The sequence below is a fragment of the Chitinophaga agri genome, assembly GCF_010093065.1.
GTDB lineage: Bacteria > Bacteroidota > Bacteroidia > Chitinophagales > Chitinophagaceae > Chitinophaga > Chitinophaga agri.
Map to the genome: position 1 here is coordinate 652,273 of NZ_CP048113.1, position 23,363 is coordinate 675,635.

General features: G+C 50.1%; 17 protein-coding genes. 3 read left to right on the forward strand and 14 right to left on the reverse strand.

The window, feature by feature from the left end:
* Window positions 1-9: 9 nt before the first annotated feature.
* Window positions 10-2,550: a zinc-dependent metalloprotease gene (locus GWR21_RS02505; RefSeq protein WP_162330207.1), complete on the forward strand. Its 2,541-nt coding sequence runs from the start codon at window positions 10-12 to the stop codon at window positions 2,548-2,550.
* 801 nt (window positions 2,551-3,351) lie between these two features.
* On the opposite strand, the gene GWR21_RS02510 is transcribed toward GWR21_RS02505, so the two are convergent.
* The gene (locus GWR21_RS02510) at window positions 3,352-5,706 is read right to left on the reverse strand and encodes an ABC transporter permease (RefSeq protein ID WP_162330208.1); all 2,355 of its coding nucleotides are present in this window, start codon (window positions 5,704-5,706) and stop codon (window positions 3,352-3,354) included.
* Between the two features lie 461 nt (window positions 5,707-6,167).
* Here GWR21_RS02510 and cobW point away from each other — a divergent pair, with 461 nt between their 5' ends.
* Window positions 6,168-7,214 carry a cobalamin biosynthesis protein CobW gene (gene cobW / locus GWR21_RS02515; RefSeq protein ID WP_162330209.1) on the forward strand — a complete coding sequence of 349 codons (1,047 nt, stop codon included), beginning with the start codon at window positions 6,168-6,170 and terminating at the stop codon, window positions 7,212-7,214.
* An 8-nt stretch (window positions 7,215-7,222) separates the two neighbouring features.
* Complete coding sequence (cobN, locus tag GWR21_RS02520) at window positions 7,223-10,984, forward strand: cobaltochelatase subunit CobN (protein ID WP_162330210.1); 3,762 nt, start codon at window positions 7,223-7,225, stop codon at window positions 10,982-10,984.
* A 2-nt stretch (window positions 10,985-10,986) separates the two neighbouring features.
* On the opposite strand, the gene GWR21_RS02525 is transcribed toward cobN, so the two are convergent.
* The 13 genes from GWR21_RS02525 to cobJ all read right to left on the reverse strand — a co-directional run bounded on the left by GWR21_RS02525 (window position 10,987) and on the right by cobJ (window position 23,289).
* Window positions 10,987-11,565 carry a cob(I)yrinic acid a,c-diamide adenosyltransferase gene (locus GWR21_RS02525; protein ID WP_162330211.1) on the reverse strand — a complete coding sequence of 193 codons (579 nt, stop codon included), beginning with the start codon at window positions 11,563-11,565 and terminating at the stop codon, window positions 10,987-10,989.
* A gap of 44 nt (window positions 11,566-11,609) precedes the next feature.
* A complete protein-coding gene (cobC, locus tag GWR21_RS02530; RefSeq protein ID WP_162330212.1) occupies window positions 11,610-12,128 on the reverse strand; it encodes an alpha-ribazole phosphatase family protein in 519 nt (172 codons plus the stop codon).
* The gene (locus GWR21_RS02535; protein WP_162330213.1) at window positions 12,113-12,916 is read right to left on the reverse strand and encodes an adenosylcobinamide-GDP ribazoletransferase; all 804 of its coding nucleotides are present in this window, start codon (window positions 12,914-12,916) and stop codon (window positions 12,113-12,115) included. Before GWR21_RS02535 ends, cobC begins: the two co-directional genes overlap by 16 nt.
* A 2-nt stretch (window positions 12,917-12,918) precedes the next feature.
* Complete coding sequence (cobT, locus tag GWR21_RS02540; RefSeq protein WP_162330214.1) at window positions 12,919-13,959, reverse strand: nicotinate-nucleotide--dimethylbenzimidazole phosphoribosyltransferase; 1,041 nt, start codon at window positions 13,957-13,959, stop codon at window positions 12,919-12,921.
* A gap of 17 nt (window positions 13,960-13,976) precedes the next feature.
* Complete coding sequence (locus GWR21_RS02545; protein WP_162330215.1) at window positions 13,977-14,480, reverse strand: bifunctional adenosylcobinamide kinase/adenosylcobinamide-phosphate guanylyltransferase; 504 nt, start codon at window positions 14,478-14,480, stop codon at window positions 13,977-13,979.
* Window positions 14,481-14,672: 192 nt separating this feature from the next.
* A complete protein-coding gene (locus GWR21_RS02550; protein WP_162330216.1) occupies window positions 14,673-15,203 on the reverse strand; it encodes a vWA domain-containing protein in 531 nt (176 codons plus the stop codon).
* A gap of 218 nt (window positions 15,204-15,421) precedes the next feature.
* On the reverse strand, window positions 15,422-16,366 hold the full coding sequence (locus tag GWR21_RS02555; protein WP_162330217.1) for an ATP-binding protein: 945 nt from the start codon (window positions 16,364-16,366) through the stop codon (window positions 15,422-15,424).
* Between the two features lie 12 nt (window positions 16,367-16,378).
* On the reverse strand, window positions 16,379-17,008 hold the full coding sequence (locus tag GWR21_RS02560) for a hypothetical protein (protein WP_238430144.1): 630 nt from the start codon (window positions 17,006-17,008) through the stop codon (window positions 16,379-16,381).
* Window positions 17,009-17,075: 67 nt separating this feature from the next.
* Window positions 17,076-18,158, reverse strand: a complete 1,083-nt coding sequence (locus GWR21_RS02565) for a cobalt-precorrin-5B (C(1))-methyltransferase (protein ID WP_162330219.1) — start codon at window positions 18,156-18,158, stop codon at window positions 17,076-17,078.
* Window positions 18,155-18,913: a precorrin-6A reductase gene (cobK, locus tag GWR21_RS02570; protein ID WP_162330220.1), complete on the reverse strand. Its 759-nt coding sequence runs from the start codon at window positions 18,911-18,913 to the stop codon at window positions 18,155-18,157. Before cobK ends, GWR21_RS02565 begins: the two co-directional genes overlap by 4 nt.
* Entirely contained in the window at window positions 18,910-20,745 is a 1,836-nt protein-coding gene (gene cobM / locus GWR21_RS02575) for a precorrin-4 C(11)-methyltransferase (RefSeq protein WP_162330221.1), read from the reverse strand. The genes cobK and cobM overlap by 4 nt, the downstream gene beginning before the upstream one ends.
* Window positions 20,738-21,934 (reverse strand): precorrin-6y C5,15-methyltransferase (decarboxylating) subunit CbiE, encoded by a 1,197-nt coding sequence (gene cbiE / locus GWR21_RS02580; protein WP_162330222.1) that lies wholly within the window; start codon window positions 21,932-21,934, stop codon window positions 20,738-20,740. Before cbiE ends, cobM begins: the two co-directional genes overlap by 8 nt.
* A complete protein-coding gene (cobJ, locus tag GWR21_RS02585) occupies window positions 21,934-23,289 on the reverse strand; it encodes a precorrin-3B C(17)-methyltransferase (RefSeq protein ID WP_162330223.1) in 1,356 nt (451 codons plus the stop codon). Before cobJ ends, cbiE begins: the two co-directional genes overlap by 1 nt.
* Window positions 23,290-23,363 lie beyond the last annotated feature (74 nt).

The window sequence follows — 23,363 nt, forward strand, 5'->3', positions numbered from 1 at the left end:
TAAGAAGATATGTTACAAGTAAAACTAAGTCCCGGTGCATGGCTGTTGTCATGCGCCCTGCTCGCCGCATCCTTACCTGCTAACGCGCAATGGAGAAAAAAGAAAGATAAAGGCAAAACACCGGCTGAGGTGAAAGCAGATACTACGGCTGGTAAAAAGCCGGAAGTCTCTAAACTGAAGAAGTACAGTGAGGTCATTACTAAAGACATGCGTACCGACTCGGGTTTCATTATCGTACATTCAAAAGAAGACGATTACTATTTTGAAGTGCCGTTGTCTGTTCTGGGAAAAGATATTCTCATCGTAAACCGTCTCGCACAGGCTTCTGTAGATATGCGTAATGGTAACTGGGGACTTACTGGTGACCAGATAGGAGAGGCGGTATACCGCTTCGAGAAAGCACGTAATAACAACATTTATCTTCGCAGACTTTCTTTCTCCGAATACAGTGGTGACAGTACCAAGCCTATGTACACCAATGTACAGCGTAATAACGTGCAGGCGATCGCGGCGGTATTCCCGATCGCGGCTTACAATGCTGATTCAACGGCTGTCGTGCTGAATATGGGCGAGTTCCTGAACAGCGATAACGACATTAACTATTTCTCCCAGCCAAAGCTGAAAGAGCGTGCCGGTATGGGCGGACAGCAGAATGACAGAAGCTATATCAAGTACGTGCATGCCTATCCTACCAATGTGGAAGTGCGTGCGTTCAAGACCTATTCCGCCGGTCTCAATCCGACTTCTTCCAACTACAGCGTGGAACTTAACTCCTCTATGGTGCTGCTCCCCGAAAAACTGGCGCGCCCGCGTCTGGAAGATAAACGTGTAGGTTACTTCACCGTTGCACACAGAGATTTTGATGCGAACCCACAGGGTGTTGCCAACACTACGTATGCTGTACGCTGGAGACTGGAACCTAAACCGGAAGATGTAGAAAAGTACAAACGTGGCGAACTGGTGGAACCGGCCAAACCGATCGTCTTCTATATCGACCCCTCTACACCGAAAAAATGGGTGCCTTACCTCATGCAGGGTGTAAATGACTGGAAGGTTGCCTTTGAACGTGCAGGCTTTAAAAATGCTATTTGTGCAAAGGAAGCACCTTCCCGTGAAGAAGATAGCACCTGGAGCCTGGAGGATGCCCGTCATTCCGCGATCATTTACCGTCCGTCCACAGTAGCTAATGCCATGGGCCCTAACGTCAATGACCCGCGTACCGGTGAGATCCTGGAAAGCCACATTTTCTGGTATCACAATGTGATGTCGCTATTACACAAATGGTATTTTATACAGTGTGCAGCGGTTGATACCGGCGCGAGGAAAATGGTGTTCGATGATCAACTCATGGGAGAACTGATCCGCTTTGTATCTTCTCACGAAGTGGGGCATACCCTGGGGCTGAGGCACAACTATGCTTCCAGCGCTACTGTGCCGGTAGAGAACCTGCGTAATAAGGCCTGGGTTGAGCAACACGGGCATACTCCTTCTATCATGGACTATGCACGTTTTAACTATGTGGCACAGCCGGAAGATAATATCAGTCGCGCAGGATTATATCCGCGTATCAATGATTACGACAAATGGGCGATCGAATGGGGCTATAAATGGCGTCCCGACATCAGGGACGAGTATGCGGAACAGCAACTGCTGACTGCTATCGTCACAGACAGTTTGAAAAACAAACGTCTCCTGTTCGGCAGTGAGCTGGAACCAATGGACCCGCGCTGCCAGAGCGAAGACCTGGGAGATGATGCAGTAAAGGCAAGTACCTATGGTATCATGAACCTGAAACGCATCATCAAGCATATGGCTGAATGGACATACCAGCCTGAAAAGGATTATGAGGACATGCGTGAATTGCTGTCAACGCTATATAATCAGTATGGGACATACGTTGGGCATGTGCTTCGTAATATCGGCACAGAATATCATAACGAACGGATAGCGAGTCAGCCGGGTGTTAACTACGAACCGGTACCATACGATCGTCAGAAACAAGCGATGGCATTCGTAGACAGAGAAGTATTTACGACACCCGAGTGGCTCAACGAAAAGTCACTGATGCAGAACATCCCTGATAAATTCGGTATTGACCTGATAGATATTCAGCGCGGCGTGATCGTAGGCTTATTCAACCGTTTACGCCTGACCGCTATGCAGGCGGCACAATATGACAAGAACTATACCGTGAAGGTCTACACTATTGAGGAGATGCTGCAGGATCTGGATAAGAGTATTTTCAGAGAATTGTATGAAGGAAAAAGTGTATCGTTCTACAGGCGTAATCTCCAGAAGATCTATATCAACAAACTCATGGAGATGGTATATCCGACAAGCGATAATGATCAGGTGTACTCGTCGATCAATCTGGTATATACCTACCACCTGTCTGATATCAACGACCTGTTTAGGGCTGCGCTGGTAAAGTCACAGCAACTGTTGACCAAATACCAGGCCGATCCGAGGATGGATAAGGAAACGAAACTTCATCTGAAGGAACTGAGTGCGAAGATCAGGAAGATGGGAGAGAAGGAGATCAGATTTTAGTTAATAATTAATGCATCATTAGCGCCAAAAACCAACCAACGATCATATATCGATTGACAATAAATAAGCATTAGGTATCAGGGGCTGCTTTCAAGTGGCCCCTTTTTTATGGACGACTTTCTTCCTCCCACTATTTGATAAGAGTAGTTCACACTTTCAAAACATTGGGTTCGCCTATTGTGACGGATCATCAGTATACACCAGCATTTCCTCGCTATTCCTGTTAAACGCAAAAAAGGAGATAAAGAATAAGGGAATTCAGTTCCCCACTGCCCTGAGCGCATACTTCTCCAAAGGCAGTGCACATGACAACCCTGTAATCGTCCGGCTGAAGCCAAAAGATGAATTATAACGAGAAAGTGATCATACCGGTACTTACCTCATACCTCCCAATCTCCTTTTTCATTCGATCAGGTATTAGTGAGGTAAGCTTTCTCTTACGTTTCTCCTACGTCTTAAAACGTAGGAGAAACGTAAGAGAAAGCTTACCTTAACAAGACAACAACCAGAAAACAACACCAGAAGCCCTTCCGCGTAATATATTACTTCCCATATTCCTACAGAAATACAACGATTTGTTTGCTGGTCTGTTTCCACCCCTGATTGCTGCAGTTCACGTACACAATTCTGCAGTTCACGTACATGATCAGAAAATGTGTTTTAAATCCCGGTATTATTGTATCCGGAGCTGAATAAGGCACAAAGTGACTGTGTTTACTCTGGTAGTTCCTTGACATATTTGTTGAGTAATAAAAATAAGCAGGCCCGCTCGCTGGCTTGTTATTACTCGCGTTTTGATTTTCACTCTGTTCTGATACTCTTCAGCGGATTGCCTATTGCTGCTTTCACCGACTGGTGCGCAATGGTAAACGCTGCTATTGCAATGGAACATCCCAGGGCAATAAGGAAGATGCCGGGACCCAGCGTAATATGATAGGCAAAATTTCCCAGCCAGTTATGCATGAGATAGTAGGACAGCGGTGTCGCCACCAGGAAGGCGACGGCGATCAATGTGATGAACTCTTTCCCTAACAGGGTAACAATATCAGCAGGCGTTGCGCCCATTATCTTTCTGATGCCCACCTCCTTATTGCGCTGTACAGCAGAGAAGGCAACGAGTCCGTAGAGCCCCAGACACCCGATCACGATCGCCAGTATGGAAAAAATCCTATACGCTGTAAAGAGCTTCTCTTCCTGCTGATATAATGAAGCAATGTGATTATCCATAAATTCGTAAGAGAATAGTTCATCGGGGAAAGTAGCGGACCAAATCTTTTCTATCTGTGCAACGGTGTTATGCATCCCTTTAGGATAGAGCCTTACACTGACGACGTCCGTTCTGCGGGCGAAATCTGTCATGACCAGCGGTCTTCTTTCCTTGTGTTTGGATTCACTCTGGAAGTCCTGTATTACGCCATTGATGGTGACTTTATCCCCGGCGAACTCGATATTCATGCCGACGGCTTCTTCCGGTTTATGTATGTTCAGTTTACGCAACAGTGCCTCGTTCACGACCACCTGCCTGAGTGAATCTTTATCTCTTAAGTGAGATACGTTTGTACCCGCCAGCAGTTGAATATGATAGAATGGGATATAGTTTTCGTCAATGAATTTCACTTCTGTTACATCTTCATCTACCATCCCTTTTTCCGGAGATCTGAATGGTGCAAAGTTATTGTTATAGGAAGGGGCACTGGAAGAGAAGGTCATCTCCTTAATACCGGAGATACTTTTTAGCTGCTGTTCCAGTACGTCCTTTTTCTGCATATCCTCTACCGGAAAACTCACCACTGCTTCCTTATCAAATCCCAGGTCCTGGTTCTTGAAGAAGTCCATTTGCCGTGCTACTACCAGTGTGCCGATGATCAGTACCTGTGATACCAGGAACTGTACAAATACCAGTGATTTACGGAGGCTAAGCCCGCCAGATGGCTGTCTGGTAACACCTTTCATGCTCAGCACCGGCTGGAAGGAGGATTGTACGAATGCGGGATAAAGACCGGCTAACAGAATGATCACTATTGCGAGTAGCAGTAACAGGGCATATACCACCGGCTGATTCAATTGTTCGATACCGATACGCACATTCAGTAAAGCGGCGACGCTGGGTAATGCAAGATAGGCGAGGACCAGACCCGCCAATACCGTGATGAAAACCAGTATGGCTGTTTCTCCGAGGAATTGCCTGATCAGTTGTGTATGCGTGGCCCCCAGTACCTTTCTTACACCGGTTTCCCTGGCACGCTTCACCGCCTGCGCCGTGGCCAGGTTAATGAAGTTGATACAGGCCGTGATGATAATAAATGCCGCGATGGCGATCAGCGCAAGATAGGTAGTGCGGGAAGTGGTTGCACTCTGAATATAACGCTGGTCAAAATGAATATCTTTTAAAGGTTGTAATGGCATCTCTGCACCTGCTGCAATGTCTGCACCCCAGTTGTCTTTGATAAAAGGTTTCATACGAACCTGTAACTTACTGACGTCAAAGCCAGGAGGCGTAACAATGAATGTCTCACCACCCACAATAGCGTAGAATTCCCGCATTGGCCGTTCCATTTCACGTATAATGGTGGCAAAGGATACCAGTAGGCCGAAGGTCTGGCTGGTATTGGGAGGAAGATCTTTTATGACGCCGGTGACTTTCAGCTGATGCCTGTTGTTCAGGTGTAACACATGCCCCATAGGGTCCTGTTTATTGAAATATTTGCGGGCAAGACTTTCTGTTAATACCACCGAGTTCGGTTCCAGCAGGGCTGTTTTGGCGTCGCCGCGCAACCATTCATAATCGAATACCCGGGTGAAGTACTGGTCGGCATAGGCGTATTCGCTTTCACGATAACGGGCATCTCCTACCTTAACATATGCGTTCGTGTTATGCCAGTACTGTGTGACCATTTCCAGTTCCGGAAATGACGTACGCATAGCAGGTGCCACAGCGAGAGATACACTGGGGTTGTAATCCAGTGCGTGCAGGGTCACCCGGTAGGTCCGTTCTGCCCGCTGGTGGTGCTGGTCGAAGGTCAGCTCGTTTTTAGTGATCAGGAAGATGATCAGACAGGCGGCAATACTGAGGGTCAGTCCGACCATATTCAGTACAGCATAGTTGAGATTGCGTCTCAGGTTCCTGATAGCAACGGTGAAATAATTCCTGAACATAAGGATACGTTTAGATAATGGGTGCTCCCATGCCATACAAAGGCGGTGCCATCACACGAGGGTGCTGAAAAACAATGCGTTGTAAATGATAAGGGCTGTGCAGGTGTTCGCTTTCAAAGTAACCGGCGTTCACTTCCGGACGTTTTTACCGCGGCGTTTCGCACAGCATGTCTTTGTCCAGTAAAAAGAAGCAATTCCGGACAGCCTGGTCAAATGATATGAACTTGTTCCATTCCTGCACAATGGCGCCAAATGTACAGCTTTAAATGTCAGACGACGATCGGTTCATTGTGACAGATTCTGTTGCGGATTGATCAGCCAGTGTTTGCTAACCTGGACACAACCGGCGTCGCTACTGCGATAAGATATTTCCAACCTGAAACATGGAAAGATTTTTTTGAGATGGAGACTCATCTTACTAATTAAACAGTAATTTACACCCTCTTAAAATTGACTTTCATATGGCTTCAAAAATCCCGGTTACAATCATTACTGGATTCCTGGGTTCCGGTAAGACGACGTTAATCCGCAACCTCATTCAAAATGCCAACGGGCGCAGACTGGCTGTTATTGTCAACGAGTTTGGTGAAATGGGCATTGACGGGGAGATCCTGAAATCATGCTGCTCTAATGAAGAAGATGTACTGGAGCTCAATAATGGCTGTCTTTGCTGTACGGTACAGGAAGAATTCCTGCCTGTAATGCTGCAGCTGATGGAGCGTAAAGATACCATTGATCATATTATCATAGAGACTTCCGGTCTGGCATTGCCAAAGCCATTACTGCATGCATTCAACTGGCCGGAGCTGAAACCACAGATCACAGTAGACGCGGTAGTAACGGTAGTGGACGTAGTAGGACAGGCAACGGGTGAGATCTGTGACAGGGAACGCGTACAGGCGCAACGCCTGGCGGATGACTCGCTTGATCACGAGACTCCGATCGAAGAACTGTTCGAAGATCAGCTCTCCTGCGCTGACCTCGTAGTGATGACGAAGAAAGACCTCGTAGATGAGACCCAATATGAGGAAGTACGTAACATCATCGCCGGCAAGGTACGTCCGGATGTGAAGATGGTCGCTGCTGCTAACGGTGTATTGTCCGCAGACATCCTTTTAGGCGTGAATGCCGCTGCTGAAAATGACCTGGACAGCCGTCACTCTCATCACGAAGAAGATCATGCCAATGGCCTGGACCATCACCACGATGATGATATCGACTCTGTAGTCGTGGACATTACTGCGCCGCATACACCTGAAACCCTGATAGAAGCACTGAAGGAACTCATCGAAACATATGAGATATACCGTATCAAAGGTTTTATCGACGTACCGGGTAAGCCGATGCGTCTCGTACTGCAGGGTGTATCCAACCGTTTCGATCATTACTTTGACCGTAAATGGAAAGACGGAGAAACCCGTAAAACCAGCCTGGTGGTCATCGGTGACGAATTACATGACAAGGACCTGGCCGCTATCATCAATGAAAAACTGACTGTAGTCAGCTAATCTCTTACATGCACCTTATTCCAACTATTCCGGGAGGATGGAACCCTAATGGCGAAGGGGTGTTCCATATACAGCAACAACCGGGTGATATCATCTTCCTGTCAGCCGCTGACACGGAAATACACTCGCTGAACAATGCCTACAGAACGCTGCATGCGTCAGCTGATGCTGGACAAACCCTGCCTTCACTACGTATTGCGAACCTGGTCTATCTGAAACAGGAGCTGACCATAGACAAATACGTGGAAGAAGTCATCAGTAATGCGAAGCTGGTCATCTGTCGTTTCCTCGGAGGGAAGAGTTATTATCCTTACCTCTTTGAGGCGGTCAGCATTGCCTGTGAATTAAAGAAGATCCCTGTTCTCTTCCTCCCGGGATATGATGTACCCGACGTAGAGCTGCTTAACAGCTCTACTGCCGATGTACATGTCGCTGATATGGTATGGAAATACCTGTGCGCCGGTGGCAAACAGAACCATGTCAGTTGTCTGTGTTACCTGTTCCGTACTTTCTTTGATCTGCCCTATGCCATAGTTCTTCCCAGCCGTTTGCCGGACCTGTTCCTGTTTCATCCGGAACGGGGGATTATCCCACAGGGGGAAGAGCATACTGCTGGTAGTCGGACGCAGAGGAATGCGGTGATACTCGTGTATCAGACGCATTACCTGGCAGATAACCTGGAGCCGGTATACTATCTGGCGGACAAGCTGAGACAGGAACATATACATCCTGTGATTGCCTTTGTCAGCAACCTGAGGGATCAGGCGATCTGTGATGAATTGTCCGACCTGTTGCAACATAAGACAGGTGCGCTGATCGATGTGATGATCAATACCACCAGTTTCTCAATCAGGTCCCTGCTGGATACAACTGACGAACAGTTCATTTTCAGGAAAATGGATGTCCCTGTCATTCAGGCCATTTTTGCTTCCTGTACCAGGGAGGTGTGGGAAGAGAACCTTTTCGGACTTACACCTACGGACGTAGCCATGAATATTGCCCTGCCGGAAATAGACGGACGTATCATCACGACTGCGGTATCGTTCAAGTCGTCCGAGGGAAGGGATGAACTTACCGACTCAGACATCCTGAAGTATACAACACATGAAGAAGGTTGTGCTTTCGTGGTCGCTTTCGTGAAACGCTGGATAGCCATTCGCTGTAAGAATAACCGGGATAAACGTGTCGCCCTCATTATGCCGAACTATCCGAACAAGGACAGCCGGCTGGCCAATGGGGTCGGACTGGACACACCTGCCAGCATTGTAGAGATACTGCAGGCCATGAGATCGGCCGGCTATGCCCTGGGGAATTTTATTCCTGCGGATAGCAGTGAGCTGATCACACTCATCACCCACTACATCACCAACGATACTGATACTACTTTACACAGACCGTATCAGGTCAGTCTTTCAAAAGATGCTTTCTATCAGGCATATGACGCATTGGCGCCTGCCCTGAAAGAAAAGATCACGGCACAATGGGGCCAACCGGAAGACTCGCCTCATTTTAACCAGGATGGGTTTATCATCCCCGGTTTCCTGTTAGGCAACACCTTCGTCAGTATTCAGCCTGCACGTGGGTACAACCAGGATATCAAAGCCATCTATCACTCACCCGACCTGCCACCTACATACGGGTACCTTGCCTATTACTTCTGGGTCAACTATGTTTTCGCTGCTGATGCCGTTGTGCACGTAGGTAAACATGGTAACCTGGAATGGCTGCCCGGCAAGAGTGTAGCACTGAGTAAGGCATCCTGTTTCCCTGCGGTACTGCTGGAGCCTATCCCGCACTTCTATCCGTTTATCGTGAATGATCCCGGAGAAGGTACACAGGCGAAGCGGAGGAATCATGCGATCATCATCGATCACCTGATACCACCGATGACCCGGGCGGAAAGTTATGGTGTGCTGACTAAACTGGAACACCTTATCGATGAATATTACGATGCATATAGTGTAGACCCGAAGAGAACCGCGGTGATCAGGACGCAGATCAGGCAGCTGGTGAAGGAAGCTAATCTGGAAACAGACCTCCAGGCCTCGGTGAAAGATATTGATGAACTGCTGGTAAAACTGGACGGCTATCTCTGTGAACTGAAAGAAGCACAGATCAGGGACGGACTGCACATCCTGGGTAAAGTACCGGCAGGTGAACAGCTGATCGACCTGATGGTAGCGTTGCATCGTATACCGGTGAATGGCAGGATGGGGATTACACAGGCACTGGCGAAAGATCACCAGCTGGAAATTGATCCGCTGCACTGCGACTATCAGGTGCCCTTCGCCGCGGAAGGTGCGGACAGCGTGTTCCTGGCCTGTCGTCACAACGGCGACGTCGTAGAAGTGCTGGAGGCCATGGCAAGAGATACCATGAAAGCGGCGCTATTCAGAGATGGCGCCATCCCACAGACGCCGCATGTAAAAGAACTATGTGCATTTATCATAGCAGATACTTTGCCCAAAGTACTGCAAACAACCGAAGAGATCAGCAACCTGCTGCACGGACTTAATGGTGGATATGTGCCGTCCGGTAGCTCGGGAGCGCCTACACGGGGCAGACTGGATGTATTGCCCACCGGCAGGAACTTCTATTCGGTTGATGTACGTGCCATCCCGACTCAGACGGCCTATGATCTCGGCGTGAAGAGCGCCCGGCTCATCATCGACCGGTATATGCAGGAGCATGGCGATTATCCGGAGACGATCGGACTCTCCGTTTGGGGTACTTCCACCATGCGCACCGGTGGCGATGACATTGCGCAGGCCCTGGCATTGATGGGCGTGAAACCTGTATGGCAGAAAGCGAACAGGCGTGTCAGTGACTTTGAGATCATCCCGCTGATCCTGCTAAGACGCCCGCGTGTAGATGTGATGCTGCGGATCTCCGGTTTCTTCCGGGATGCATTTCCGGATGTGATCTCCCTGTTTAATGCGGCAGTAGAAAAGGTCGCGCAACTGGATGAACCGTTCGAACAGAATCCTGTCCGGAAGCGCTTCATACAGGAGAAGCAGGAATGGCAGGCCAAAGGACTGGAAGAGCAGAAGGCGCATAAGCGTGCTTTATTCAGGGTATTCGGTTCCAAGCCTGGTGCGTATGGGGCGGGCTTACAGGCCGTGATCGATGAAAAGAACTGGCAGTCCAGGGAAGATCTGGCCAAAGTATATATCAACTGGAGCGGATATGCTTATGGCGCTGACCGTATTGGTGAATCGGCGCATGAAGTATTTGAGAAGCGCTTGTCGGATATGCAGATCGTCATGCATAACCAGGATAACCGGGAGCATGACATCCTGGACTCCGACGACTACTATCAGTTCCAGGGCGGTATGGCAAATGCCGTGCAGTCAGTCAAAGGTGAGCAGCCTGCTATTTATTTCGGCGATCATGCCCGTCCCGGGAACCCGAAAGTCAAATCGCTAAAGGAGGAACTCCTGAAAGTATATCGTTCGCGTGTTGTCAATCCGAAGTGGATCGCCGGTGTAAAGCGCCACGGCTACAAAGGGGCGTTTGAAATGGCTGCTACCATGGATTATCTGTTTGCGTATGATGCGACCACCGACCTGGTGGACGACTTTATGTACGAAGGCATCACACAGGAATATCTTTTCAATGAGGAGAACCGCCAGTTCATAGAACAGGTCAATCCGTGGGCACTGAAAGATATGACAGAGCGTATGCTGGAAGCGATCCAGCGTGGCATGTGGAAGCAACCCGGCAAGGATACGCTGGAACGCCTGCAGCAACTATTTGTGGACCACGAATAAGCTTATTCCGGCTGTTTCTTTCTTTTGTAAAGAAACAGCTGCCATTTTTCTTCCGCTACACCTGCTTTATCCATCTCAGCACGGGCCATGATAAAGAACAGGTCAGACAGCCGGTTGATGTAGGCCGCGATATAGTCGTCTACATGATCCACTTTCATCAGGCTGACCAACAGTCTTTCTCCTCTGCGGATCTGTGTTCTCATCACATGACATAAAGCGGAGATCTCATTTCCTCCGGGCAACAGGAAATAGTCGGACTTAGTAGTCATAGCTGCTTCCAGTTCATCGATCCACTCTTCGCAGAACGCTGCGCCATCTTCCGGTTTGGGATTGGGATTTTCCTTTTTACAGTCTGACGGCCTGGCCAGGTGTGACATCATGTCCATCATGTCTTTCTGGATCTTATGCAGCTTAGGCTGCCATTCATGTTCCGGCCCTAATTTCGCACGCAGTAATCCGATAGTAGAATTTACTTCGTCCAGCGTGCCGTAGCAGTTAACCCTGACATCGTCTTTGTCTACGCGGCTGCCACCAAATAGGGCAGTCGTTCCTTTATCTCCTTTTCTGGTATATATCTTCATCTGATTAGGAATGAATAATTACTAATTTATATTGGCTGCGATCATTATGTACGGAACGTGTAGGTGCCACCGTAATCCACTTTTTCCATCATGATCTGGTTCAATGGAATGTGATTGAACAGGTACATGGCAGCGCGGATGATGCCTGCATGGGTGATGATGAGTACGCGGCGATGCGACGTAGCGTTTAATTCATCTACGAAATCGGCGAACCTGTTCACCAGTGTCAATAGGGATTCTCCGTTGGGCGGCGCCCGATTGATATAGTCTTCCATCCACGGGTCAAGTTCCTGCCGGTCGATGTCGTCCCACTTTCTGCCTTCCCAGTCTCCGAAATGAAGTTCCATCAGCCGTGGATCGGTATGATGGCCGGGAGCGATAGCGGCGGCCAGTAGTTGACAGCGGCGCAGCGGACTACTATACACGGCGTCATACTCAGGCAGGTGTTTGATGATGCCCGCATGTATAATGGCATAGTCTGCCGGCAGGGGTACATCTGTCTGCCCATAGTTAGTGCCTTCGGGATAGTCAGGTTTGATATGTCGGATCAGATGTAATTCCATATAGCGAGGATACCCATGTAAAAAACGAGTTCATTGAGTTGTTGTGTGGCACCCAGGCAATCTCCTGTATAACCATTGATCCATTTACGGAAGTAGCGTGACAGATAGATGGTCAGTAACGCGCACGGAAGAATGACCAGTAGCAGCCACACTGAATGATGAAAGACAGTGATCAGCAGTGTCAGCGGAACCAGGCCGGTAATATTGGCCAGTATAAAACCCGGCCAGCTGATCCTTGTGGCCAGTGGTTTGCTTTTGGATGTACTGTCGTCTTCCCGGGAATAGGCCATAAAGCGCAGCAGGTATACGGGCATGGTACGGCTGTATGCGTGAGCAGCTACATAGAGCAGGCAGAAAGGCAGCAGCTGCGTATGGATCATCAGGAGTGCGAGCTTGGCCAGCAGACAAACTTTCAGCAGCAGGGTCACAATCAGTGCGATCACACCGAAAGCGCCTACGCGGGAGTCTTTCATGATCTCCAGGATGCGCTGTTTGGTCCAGCCACCACCGAAGCCATCTGCGACATCCGCCAGACCGTCTTCATGAAAAGCGCCGGTGGTGAGCAGTGTGGCGATCAGCGAGATAATGACAGCTGTGAAGATATCTTTGAAGAGTGCATGTGCGCCGGCGAAAAAAGCTGCGCCAATAAGACCAACAACGATACCTACCATCGGGAAGTACCGGCTGGAACTGTTCAGATCAGCAGTGTTATGGTCAATACGTGACGGCACCGGTATACGGGTGAAGAACATCAGTGCAGTCAGAAATATGCGGACCTCCTTTTTCATACCTATGCTTTGTTCGACACGCCGGCAGATTCGAAGCTGGCCATTTCATTCAGGAAATTAACAGCGGCCTGGATCACCGGATAGGCAACAGCAGCGCCGGTACCTTCTCCTAAACGCATACCCAGGTCCAGTAAAGGTACAGCTTTCAGGTGGGAGAGCATCAGCCGGTGCCCCTGCTCATTTGACTGGTGCGTGAAGACCGTATAATCCAGCACATGCGCATTGATCTTTGACGCCACGAGCAAGGCAGCAGTGGTAATGAAACCATCTGCCAGGATGATCATACCCGAAGCTGCTGCCTGCAGCATAGCACCGCACATCATGGCTATTTCAAAGCCACCGAAGGTACTGAGTATGTTCAGGGGAGTTCTATCTATACGGTTGTGGCGGATCATCGCTTCCGCCAGGATCACCTTTTTCCTGATCAGCCCTTCATCATCCAGTCCGGTGCCCCGGCCGATACACTGTTCCAGCGGAATATCGCACAGCAGGCTCATAATGACCGCGGCTGCGGAAGTATTCGCGATCCCCATTTCCCCGAAGCCGATGACATTACAGCCCTCATCGTGTAGTGTTTTTACGATCGCAGCACCGCGTTCTATGGCGGTTTCACATTGAGCAGTTGTCATGGCCGGTTCATGCAGAAAGCTTTTGGTGCCCATGGCCACCTTGGCATGTACCAGTCCGGGATGCTGATTGAAATCGAAGTTCACGCCTGCATCCACTACTTTGATATTCATACCATTCTGACGGGCGAACACGTTGATAGCAGCGCCGCCCTGCAGGAAGTTGAAGACCATCTGGTAAGTGACTTCCTGGGGGAACGGACTCACACCTTCATGTGCAACCCCGTGATCACCGGCGAAGACAACCATGGCAGGTTGGTGCAGCGCGGGCGTCAGCGTCTGCTGGATACAACCTATCTGTAACGCGAGCCTTTCCAGTTGTCCGAGTGCGCCAAGGGGCTTTGTCTTGTAATCGATCTTGTGTTGTAGTGCGGCCTTTATACTGTCGGTGACAGGCGCAATAGCAAATGTCGTCATAGCTGTACGGTTACGGGTTATTTGAGCGTGAGCGGAAGGCCGGATACCATCAGGGTGGCTTTATCCGCTTTCCTGGCAATATATTGGTTCATCCATCCCTGGAGATCGGCAAACTTTCTGCCGCTATCCGTGCTGGCATGTACACCCATTCCTATCTCATTAGAAATGATAATGAGGTGGAAGTCCTGCTGGATGAAAAGATCGAACTCCGTCCGGGCCTCTTTCATTGCCGCCTCCACATTATAGTGGTTATCCATGAAGAAGTTGGTCAGCCAGAGTGTGACACAGTCCAGCACCACCGTCCTGTTTTCCAGCTGGAGCCGGCTGATGTTCTTTTCTTCTTCTATATTCTCCCAGCGGGTATCGCGGCTGTTCCTGTGTAGCTGTATACGAGCCCGGTGATCTTCGTCCCATATACGGGAGGTGGCAAGGTATACCGGATTATTGGAGTGTTCGAGTGCCTGCCTGGCGGCATAGTCGCTTTTGCCTGAGCGTTGCCCGCCCGATATGTAGTGAATCATGGTTATTAGAAATTGAGCATTAGGAATTGTTCAAATGTTGGTTCCCGTTCCTTCTATAATTGATGCTAATACAATTTTTAAGGGGCCTATGGTCAGGTGGTCCTTCGATACGTTTAGCTATTACGTTGAGCAAGCGTTCATTGTCATTTTTTTAATCAGGTGCAGTGCTAATTGTAGACCCGCTTTCATTCCTCATTCACCGTTCCCCATTCTTCTGGCATTGATCGCGTCAGCCAGTTTCCCGGCCAGGCCCAGTTTCACAAAGCCACTCTCATTATCCACCACTGTTGTCTCCCTGATGGCAGAGAGGTATTGTTTGTAATAAGTGACGGCTTCCTCAAAGGGCTGTGTGGAATGACCTGCATTGATCTTCCCATCAGTGAAGATGTACAGACTGGCTTTCGCCTGCATATTCCGTTTCAGCAGCTGATGCAGCAATGCAAAGCCTGCCTGCATGTTCGTTTTACCGCCGGTCTTTAGGGTGGCAATAGCCTGTAGCACTTCGCCGGCATGCAAGGTAGGGGCAGACAATATGGTTGCTTTTCCCTGGTGTAAAGCGACTGCTGCATACCGGATACGCCGGGTTTTATAACGGGCGATGGTGCTTTCCACCAGGCCTTTGATGTAGGCGATCTGTTTGTCCCTGATCATTGAGCCGCTGGAGTCCAGCAGGAAAAAGACATACATATCTGTCTTGATCAGTTCCTTTTTAAAACGGACCACGAGGGTGTTGTGGACCAGGTAGTGTCTGACCGTGGCGGCTATATCGATCTGTGCGGACGGAGGAGCGTAAGCCTGTTTCTGCCGTAGCCCGCTATCTTTTGTGTTCGTTTTATGTTGTGCCCCTTTACGGTCGCCGGGTGCTGCACGTTTCAGCTGTACGTAGTTGTTTGTCTTCGTCGCCTGTAACAGGTATTCCTGTAGTGATGCAGGAGGGGGGCTCAGTTCATTTTTATTCGTATCGTATCGCCCTCCTTTTCATCCCGGGGAGACTGTTGCTCCCGTTGCTGCCGGGGATTTTGCGATGAAGAATAGTTTTTTGAACGGTGGGATAGTACAAACGGCATTACCTTATGTACATCTTCGGCCGTCACTGCTGGCTGGTGATGGAAGGCGGCATATGCCCTGGCGGCTTTCAGCAGCAGGATATCTGCGCGGAGGCCTTCTACTTTATGTTTGATACAGGTATCCGCAATGACAGTCTGTATGCTGTCATCATAGGTGACCCGTTTCAGCTGCGTACGAGCGGCAGCTATTCTTTCTGCGAGTTGCTGTTCGGCGGCAGTATGTTCTTGCAGGAAGGCGGCCGGATCGGTATCAAAGCTGAGGCGGCGGCTGACGATCTGCATACGGTCAGTCCTGTCCATCGGGGTGTGTACGGTGACGCTCAGTCCGAACCTGTCCAGCAATTGCGGACGTAGTTCGCCTTCTTCGGGATTCATGGTACCCACCAGGCAGAACTTGCTTTCAAACCAGTGGGACACAGCGTCCCGTTCCAGGTAATAGCCGCCACTGGCCGCAGCATCGAGCAGGATGTCCATCAGATAGTCATTCAGGAGGTTCACCTCGTCGATGTAAAGAATGCCCTGGTGAGCAGATGCCAGTAGTCCCTGCTGGATCTCGATCTTCTTTTGATTGATCAGCGTATCCAGTTTCACGGTGCCGAGTACACGGTCTTCTGTGGCGCCGATCGGCAGATTCACAAATGGGAAGTCGGGCAGGGTGCGTTGCATCAGGTGACTAAGTCCTCTTACCGTGGTCGTCTTACCGGTCCCCTTATCGCCCAGCGCCAGTACACCGCCCAGCGCGGGATCGATCATGCAGAGCGTGAGGGCCAGTTTGAAATCGTCCTGCGCGTATATGGCTGTAAATGGAAATAAATGCATGTCCAAGCTGTTTTATGCAAAGCTGTTATAGATCCAGAGGCAACCTACGCCAATGGAGAACAGTCCGACAATTGCGTTAAGTGACTTAAATGCTATCTGGTTACGTTCGATGAACCTGGATACCGAAAAGGCCAGTACACAACTATAGGTGGTCATCGCAACGACAATACCTACGCTTTGCAGGACAATGATACCGATAGCGGTGGTGGTATTACTGGCAGCCATGATCAGCGCTACTGCGCAGGCGCCGCCGGTACCGGCCAGGCCGTGCAGCATGCCTACCCAGAAGGAGCGGCTGAGCGGGTTCATGGCAATCTCTTCTCCCTGCCGGCCATGAATATGCAGGGCGTTGTTCAGGTGCTCATGCTCGGCAATCACCTTGTGTGCTGCCATCATCTTTTTGAGCTGATGGTTCCTGCGGATGGCGGAGATGCCCAGCCATATCATCACTGGTCCGACGGTCATTTCCGCGTAGGCGGAGAGGTCGAGGGGCAGGGCCGATTTTACCAGTAGCGCCAGGCAGCTGAAAAGGATCAGTGTAACAGAGTGACCGAGCGCCCATTGGGAAGACCGCCATATCAGCTTTGACAGTCCGATCCTGTTATTGGCCTTTTCAGAAGCCAGCACGGATACTGCGGCCATATGGTCGGGTTCAAAGGAATGCTGTATCCCTAGTAACAAAGAGTCTGTAAAAAGAAATCCAATCATATCAAAAGCTCAGAATTGTATCGTTTGCGTCAATCAGTAATATATGCAGTGCCACGCCCGGTATCAGTGGTGCGCAGACTGTATAGCAGCGGTCTGCCAGTGCCCGGAAGAAGGGCTCTGTGGCGGTGAACGGGAATATTTCCGTCAGCCGCCGGGCCATGTTCAGCTCCAGTATCGGCGCACATTGTGCTTCCGGATACCCGCATGCGATGGCCAGGTCGTATATGAACTGTTTATCCCACGAGGACTTGCCACTATGGGTGTCGAGTTCTCCCTGTGCGAGTTTGGCCGCCTTACCCAGCATAATGCCCATGGTGACTTTCTCCAGTGGGACACTGCTTATCTTTTCCAGGGTTTCACCTATCCAGTTGCCATACTGTATGAAGGCATATTCGGGCAGGTGCGGCATGCGCTGCCGCAGGATGTTCTCTGAGCGGCCGCCGGAGTTGATCACGATCTCCCGGCAGTGATTGGCCAGCGCCACATCTATTCCCTGAGTAATACTGGCGATGTAGGCAGACGCACTGAAGGGCCTGACGATACCAGTTGTGCCCAGTATGGAAATGCCGTCTAAGATGCCAATACGGCTGTTTAAAGTCTTCCTGGCTATATTGACCCCATCCACGACGAAAACCTCGATATTTACCCCCTTACGGAGCTTATACTGGTGTGTCAGGAATAAGGCGACATCGGTCATCATTTTCCGGGGTACCGGATTAATAGCCGGTTCACCTACACCAATGGCCAGTCCGGGCAGCGTTACAATGCCGACGCCTTCGCCCCGGATGAACCTTACTTCCAGGGTGTCATTAAAGGACACTGTACAGCCAATAGTGGCCCCGTTGGTCACATCCGGATCGTCTCCGGCATCTTTTACGGTGGTACAGGTTGCCTGGTCCTTTGTGAACGTACAGGAGCTGATGGCGAAGGCCACCTTCTCGCCGCGTGGCAGGGTGATCTCTGCTTCCTGCACCGTTTCCTGCCTGATCAGCGATAACAGCGCCGCACGGGTACATGCCGTAGCACATGCCCCTGTGGTATAGCCTTGTCGTAAAGGCCCTGCTGGTACCGGTTGTAAACTCATGGCAGCAAATAGTTTATCTGTGTCATCAGGGTGGCTTCGTCTGTTACGGGGATGAATGTCTCCGGCAGTACGGGCCTTTCAATGATGACTATGGGTATATTGTTTTCAAGTGCCGCGCTGATCTTCGTGGATAGAAAGCCGGAATCACCGCTCTCTTTCGTCAGCACCGCCCCGATGTTGTATTGTCTGATAAGTGCCGCTTCCTGCTGGCTGTCACTACCCGGCATCTCCATGATCAGCTGTTCTTCCGGAAAGCCGGCTGCCCTTGCCAGTGCCAGCGAACTATCCCGCGGCAGTATCCGGAAGATAGTCGTATGCTGTTTCCAGTAACGCTGTAGTGGTGCGATGGTCTGTACACCTGTCAGCGCCAGCAGCCTTGCTACGGGACGTTGTTCCAGCCAGTCCATCGCGGCCTGGTACGAGGGCAGGTACACGATCAGGGGATGCTGTTGCCGTTCAGGGTATTGCCGTTCGAAACGGAATACCGGCAGCGACAACGCCTGCGCAGCGGTATATATCGTGTTGTGCAGTACGGCTGCAAACGGATGACTGGCATGCACGATCGCTTTAATACCCTGCGTTCTGCAGAACGTCTGTAGTTCGCCGGCTGTCAGGGCTCCATAGCGGTACTGCCCATACTGACCTGCTTCGAAATCAATGAGGGTCTTGGTGGAATAGTAATAGGGACGGGCATGTTTCTCCAGCATGCCGGCCACCTTTTTACCTTCTGTTGTTCCGCCAAAGACCAGGATCATGATTTGGCTTTTAATGTTTTGCCTGTTCTGAACGTATGTTTCCAGTCAGGACTGTATAAATGTGAGCGGTTCTTCCGGGCGCCGATCGCGACACCAACAATAACAAGTGTGGTCAGCGTGAGTTTATTCTCCCGGATGATCTGCGCCAGGTCTTTTAGCTGACCGGTATAGATCTCTTCATCTTTCCAGCTGACGCGGTACAATACGGCTACCGGTGTTTCGGGTGCATAGTGTTCCATGAGCTGTTCCTGTACGGACTTTGCAATGGTAGCACTCAGGAAGATACACATGGTCGCCTGATGTTTTGCCATTTCGTTCAGCTTTTCATGCCCGGGCAGTGGCGTTTTACCGGCACCCCTGGTGAGAATGATACTTTGTACCACCTCAGGAATGGTAAATTCTGACTTCAGACTGGCAGCTGCCGCCTGGAAGGATGAAATACCCGGTACGATATAGTAATCCATTCCTTTTTCATCGAAGATGGTCATTTGTTCCTGGATAGCACCGTAGATGCTTGGGTCGCCGGATTGCAGCCGTACGATGAGATGCCCTTTCGCATAGTGTTCTTCCATGAGGCTGATCTGTTCTTCCAGGGTCATACTCGCAGAATTACGCACGATCGCTGCCGGTTTCGCATAATGGGTGATCTCTTCCGGTACCAGACTGCCTGCATACAGGATCAGGTCAGCCGTTTCCACCAGTTGTTTTCCTTTAAGACTGATCAGTTCCGCATCGCCTGGTCCGGCCCCTACGATGGCCACCACTGCTTTGCGTACCACCTGCTGATCGATCGCCACGGCAATGGTATGTTTCTTGCCGGAAGGAACGGTGATCTTTTGTTTTTCTAACAGTAGTTCTTTATTACGGGACAGCAGCATAGCCGACGCTTCTGAAACACTGTGTACGCCCAGTTTGGACATCACGACTTCCGACGGATTTACGACAGCCTGACTATTCAGTTCCGCTGCTGTATAAGTAATGAAAGGTATCTGTAGTTTTTCAGCCAGTGCAATGAAGGCGGTCTCATCGTGTTTGACATCAATAGAGCCGATCGCCCTGACTGACTGCACCGCCAGCTGGTGCTGTGCTAATTCCTGAAAGAAAGATGTCTCCAGCTGGTCACTTTCAATATCGCGTGAGCAGCCCATGCCTGCAAACAGTACTGGCGGATGGAATGCCAGGACCGGAATATCAGCTGTATACACTTTGTATGTCACCGCGATGAGCAGTGCATATTGCGTAAGGTCTATCTCATCAAAATCGTAGTAGATATCTGCGAATGCGGGTAAACTGTTTTCAAGATAGGTCGTTCCTTTGTCCTTAATGTCCAGCAGGACAGCGGTTCGCTTATTATTGACGAACAGGGAAATGATGCTGTTCATCTCTACAGAAGCGGATGCCTTCCAGTCAAATTTTGCGGCCAGTGTATCCAGTGCCCAGATATCCTGGAGGTCACTACTGGTCGTGATGACAGCCTGTGCGCCGATAGCTGCCGCTACCTTACGGGTAAGGTCGTTGGCGCCGCCGCTATGTCCGGATACAACTGCCTGTACAAAGCGGCCGTTGTCATCCATATTGATGATGGCAGGGTCAGTATGTTTATCCTGTAAGTAAGGCGCGATGCTGCGTACGCAGATACCCAGTGCTCCTATAAATATCAGGGTATCAAAAGCCGTGAAATTATTCTCCAGGAAGAGGGCGATACTTTCTATGGCCGTAGCCTGTTCATGCGGGCGGGTACTGACCAGCAGGGACTTTGGAAATTCTGTCCTGATCCTGTTGCCCAGCGCAACGCCTTTATCTGTACTGGCTATGATGACTGTCTTACTCATTGTATAACTTTTCTGCCGTTAGGATGGTGATCGGATTATGACTATCCACCGTGATCACCATCGGTGCGGATAATGTGTATTGTAATTGTGCAGCGGTTGCGGTAAACTGCGTGATGCTGTCTTCCCTGACGGCATTGATGACCACCTTTGCGCCTGCAGGCAAATACTGGTCCAGGTGTTTCATCAGGGCCTCCAGACGGTTACCATGTCCACCGATAAAGACGGCATCAGGGGATGGCAGTGCTGCCAGGTCCTGCGCAAAGAAATCGCCCATGACTTTCGTCATACCCGGTGTACTGTGTTTACGGGTGTTCTGTTCGAACAGCGCATCACATTCCGGTCGTATTTCAAATGCGACAATCTGCAGGTGCGGGTATTGCCTGCGGGCCTCTATTGACACAGAGCCGGTACAAAAGCCGATATCCCAGAATGTACGTCGGGCAGAAAGATCCAGCTGAGCGAGGCTCACCATGCGTACCGGCATTTTAGTGATCATGTTAGGACGTCCTTCCAGACCGTGAAAACTATTGTCTGGTATGCCATAGGAAGCAGGTTTGGGTGACTTCTTATTCAGCAGCACGCAGTTGAGGGTATGTGCCTTATAGTCCGTCATGTCTTTTATATGTTCACTGAAGACGATCTTGCCAGCGGTTCCTTCCAGGTCTTCGCCCACATACATGGCGTAGTTGTCAAACCCGTATTCCAGCATGCGTGCAGCAACAGCGGCCGGTGTTTTAGTGCCGTCGGTCAGTACGCCTATACTCTGTGATTGTTTTATCAGCGCCTGATCCAGCTCTTCCCATGAGCGCCCATGTATGGAAGTATTCACGACATGTGCATAGGCGAAGTTCAGCTGGTGACATAGCAGTTGTATACTGTTGAAATACGGGTATATCTGCATATCTGCTCCGGGATCATATTTCTGTATCGTCGCTGCAAAGCCGTAGAACAGGGGATCGCCGGAGGCAAAGATCACCACATCTTCGTTCCGGGCCCTGTACTGCCGGAAAAGGCCAGGCATATCACTACGGATATCTATCCATTCATGTTTTTCCGGCAGCTGTTCTTTTACCAGTTCATAGTGTCGTTTGCCACCGGAAAAGACCTTGTAATGAGGCACAATTTCCATGGCTCCTTCGGGCAGTACACTATGCGGATGGTTCGATATGCCGATCACGATATACTCCACTACTTGTCTTTTACGGTGAATGCGGCGTTGACAATACTGGCGGCTACGTTACTGCCTCCCTTACGTCCACGTATGATGACATAGGGCACCTGTTGCAGCGCCTGTAGTTTCAGTTTGGATTCGATCACATTGACAAAACCGACTGGTGCACCAATGATACCCGCCGGGGTGAACTTACCTTCCTGTAACTGATCACACAGTTCAAACAGGGCCGTTGGTGCATTGCCGACCACAAACAGGGCATCCGGATGTTTTTCAATGGCGATGCGCATACCTGCCTGGCTACGGGTCAGTCCTTCTTTTTCTGCCAGTGGTAATACTGCTTCGTCATTCAGATAACAGTATACGTTGGCATTATATCTTTTGATGAAATCTTTCGTAATACCTGCCTGTACCATGGTCACATCTGTAACGATGGTCCCCCCGTTGCGGAGATAATCATGCCAGTGGTCGATCGCATTATTGCTGGATACATAGAGGTCTTCGTATTCGAAGTCGGCCGTTGTATGTATACAGCGCATGATCGCCCATCTGTCGGCCTCACTGATATCCTGACGTTTCAGCTGTGCAGCGATCTGGCGGAAGCTCTCGTCCTGTATTTCCTGTCCGGAGGCTGGCTTCCTGGCCATGTAGCCTCTTGGCGTCACCAGGTAGTTCTTGAAGGAATAGGTTTGCGAGTTACCGATCATTACCAGGGAGAACATGTCTACTGCTTCCACATTCATATCGCCAAGTGTAGTGATGGTGATCGTTTCGTCCGGTCTGGTCACCTGGCGGATGATCGCCACGGGTGTCGCCGGATCTCTGTGTTGCAGGAACAGTTCCCTGAAGCGGGCGAGTTGCCAGAAGCGTTTTTTGCTCCTGGGATTGTATAAAGAAGTAACGAAGTCGCCGATGGCAGCTGCCTGTATCCTTTTTTCGATCACCGGCCATGGTGTCATGAGATCAGATAAAGAGATACAGCAGAAATCGTGTCCAAGCGGCGCACCCAGTTTACCGGCAGCAGCGATGAACGCGCTGATCCCGGGGATAGTCTGCAGGTCGATGTGTTTATCTGTGCGGGTGCTGGCGTATTGGTATACCAGAGAGGCCATAGCGTAGATGCCGGCGTCTCCTGAGCTGATCACGACAACATGTTTGCCGGGTTCACAGCGGTTGACGGCCAGTACTGCGCGGGCTTCTTCTTCGGTGAGGTCTTTGCCGATACATTCACAGTGAGGGGGCAGGAGGTGCTCCACAAACTGAAAATAGTAACTGTATCCGATGGCGATATCTGCTGTTGCCAGTACCTGTTGTGCAACGGGCAGGATATAGTCTCTTCCGCCGGGACCAATGCCAACTACGCTTAATTTCATATGAGTGATTCAGGAATCAGGAATTAAGAATGAGGAAATTGATTAGCCGTAAGACAATTCCTGATGCTTATTCC

What these genes read in the sequence shown, in the direction of transcription:
- GWR21_RS02505 (WP_162330207.1), top strand. Translation starts at nt 10, where the DNA reads ATGTTACAAGTAAAACTAAGTCCCGGTGCATGGCTGTTGTCATGCGCC.
- GWR21_RS02510 (WP_162330208.1), bottom strand. Translation starts at nt 5,706, where the DNA reads ATGTTCAGGAATTATTTCACCGTTGCTATCAGGAACCTGAGACGCAAT.
- cobW (WP_162330209.1), top strand. Translation starts at nt 6,168, where the DNA reads ATGGCTTCAAAAATCCCGGTTACAATCATTACTGGATTCCTGGGTTCC.
- cobN (WP_162330210.1), top strand. Translation starts at nt 7,223, where the DNA reads ATGCACCTTATTCCAACTATTCCGGGAGGATGGAACCCTAATGGCGAA.
- GWR21_RS02525 (WP_162330211.1), bottom strand. Translation starts at nt 11,565, where the DNA reads ATGAAGATATATACCAGAAAAGGAGATAAAGGAACGACTGCCCTATTT.
- cobC (WP_162330212.1), bottom strand. Translation starts at nt 12,128, where the DNA reads ATGGAATTACATCTGATCCGACATATCAAACCTGACTATCCCGAAGGC.
- GWR21_RS02535 (WP_162330213.1), bottom strand. Translation starts at nt 12,916, where the DNA reads ATGAAAAAGGAGGTCCGCATATTTCTGACTGCACTGATGTTCTTCACC.
- cobT (WP_162330214.1), bottom strand. Translation starts at nt 13,959, where the DNA reads ATGACGACATTTGCTATTGCGCCTGTCACCGACAGTATAAAGGCCGCA.
- GWR21_RS02545 (WP_162330215.1), bottom strand. Translation starts at nt 14,480, where the DNA reads ATGATTCACTACATATCGGGCGGGCAACGCTCAGGCAAAAGCGACTAT.
- GWR21_RS02555 (WP_162330217.1), bottom strand. Translation starts at nt 16,366, where the DNA reads ATGCATTTATTTCCATTTACAGCCATATACGCGCAGGACGATTTCAAA.
- GWR21_RS02560 (WP_238430144.1), bottom strand. Translation starts at nt 17,008, where the DNA reads ATGGCCGCAGTATCCGTGCTGGCTTCTGAAAAGGCCAATAACAGGATC.
- GWR21_RS02565 (WP_162330219.1), bottom strand. Translation starts at nt 18,158, where the DNA reads ATGAGTTTACAACCGGTACCAGCAGGGCCTTTACGACAAGGCTATACC.
- cobK (WP_162330220.1), bottom strand. Translation starts at nt 18,913, where the DNA reads ATGATCCTGGTCTTTGGCGGAACAACAGAAGGTAAAAAGGTGGCCGGC.
- cobM (WP_162330221.1), bottom strand. Translation starts at nt 20,745, where the DNA reads ATGAGTAAGACAGTCATCATAGCCAGTACAGATAAAGGCGTTGCGCTG.
- cobJ (WP_162330223.1), bottom strand. Translation starts at nt 23,289, where the DNA reads ATGAAATTAAGCGTAGTTGGCATTGGTCCCGGCGGAAGAGACTATATC.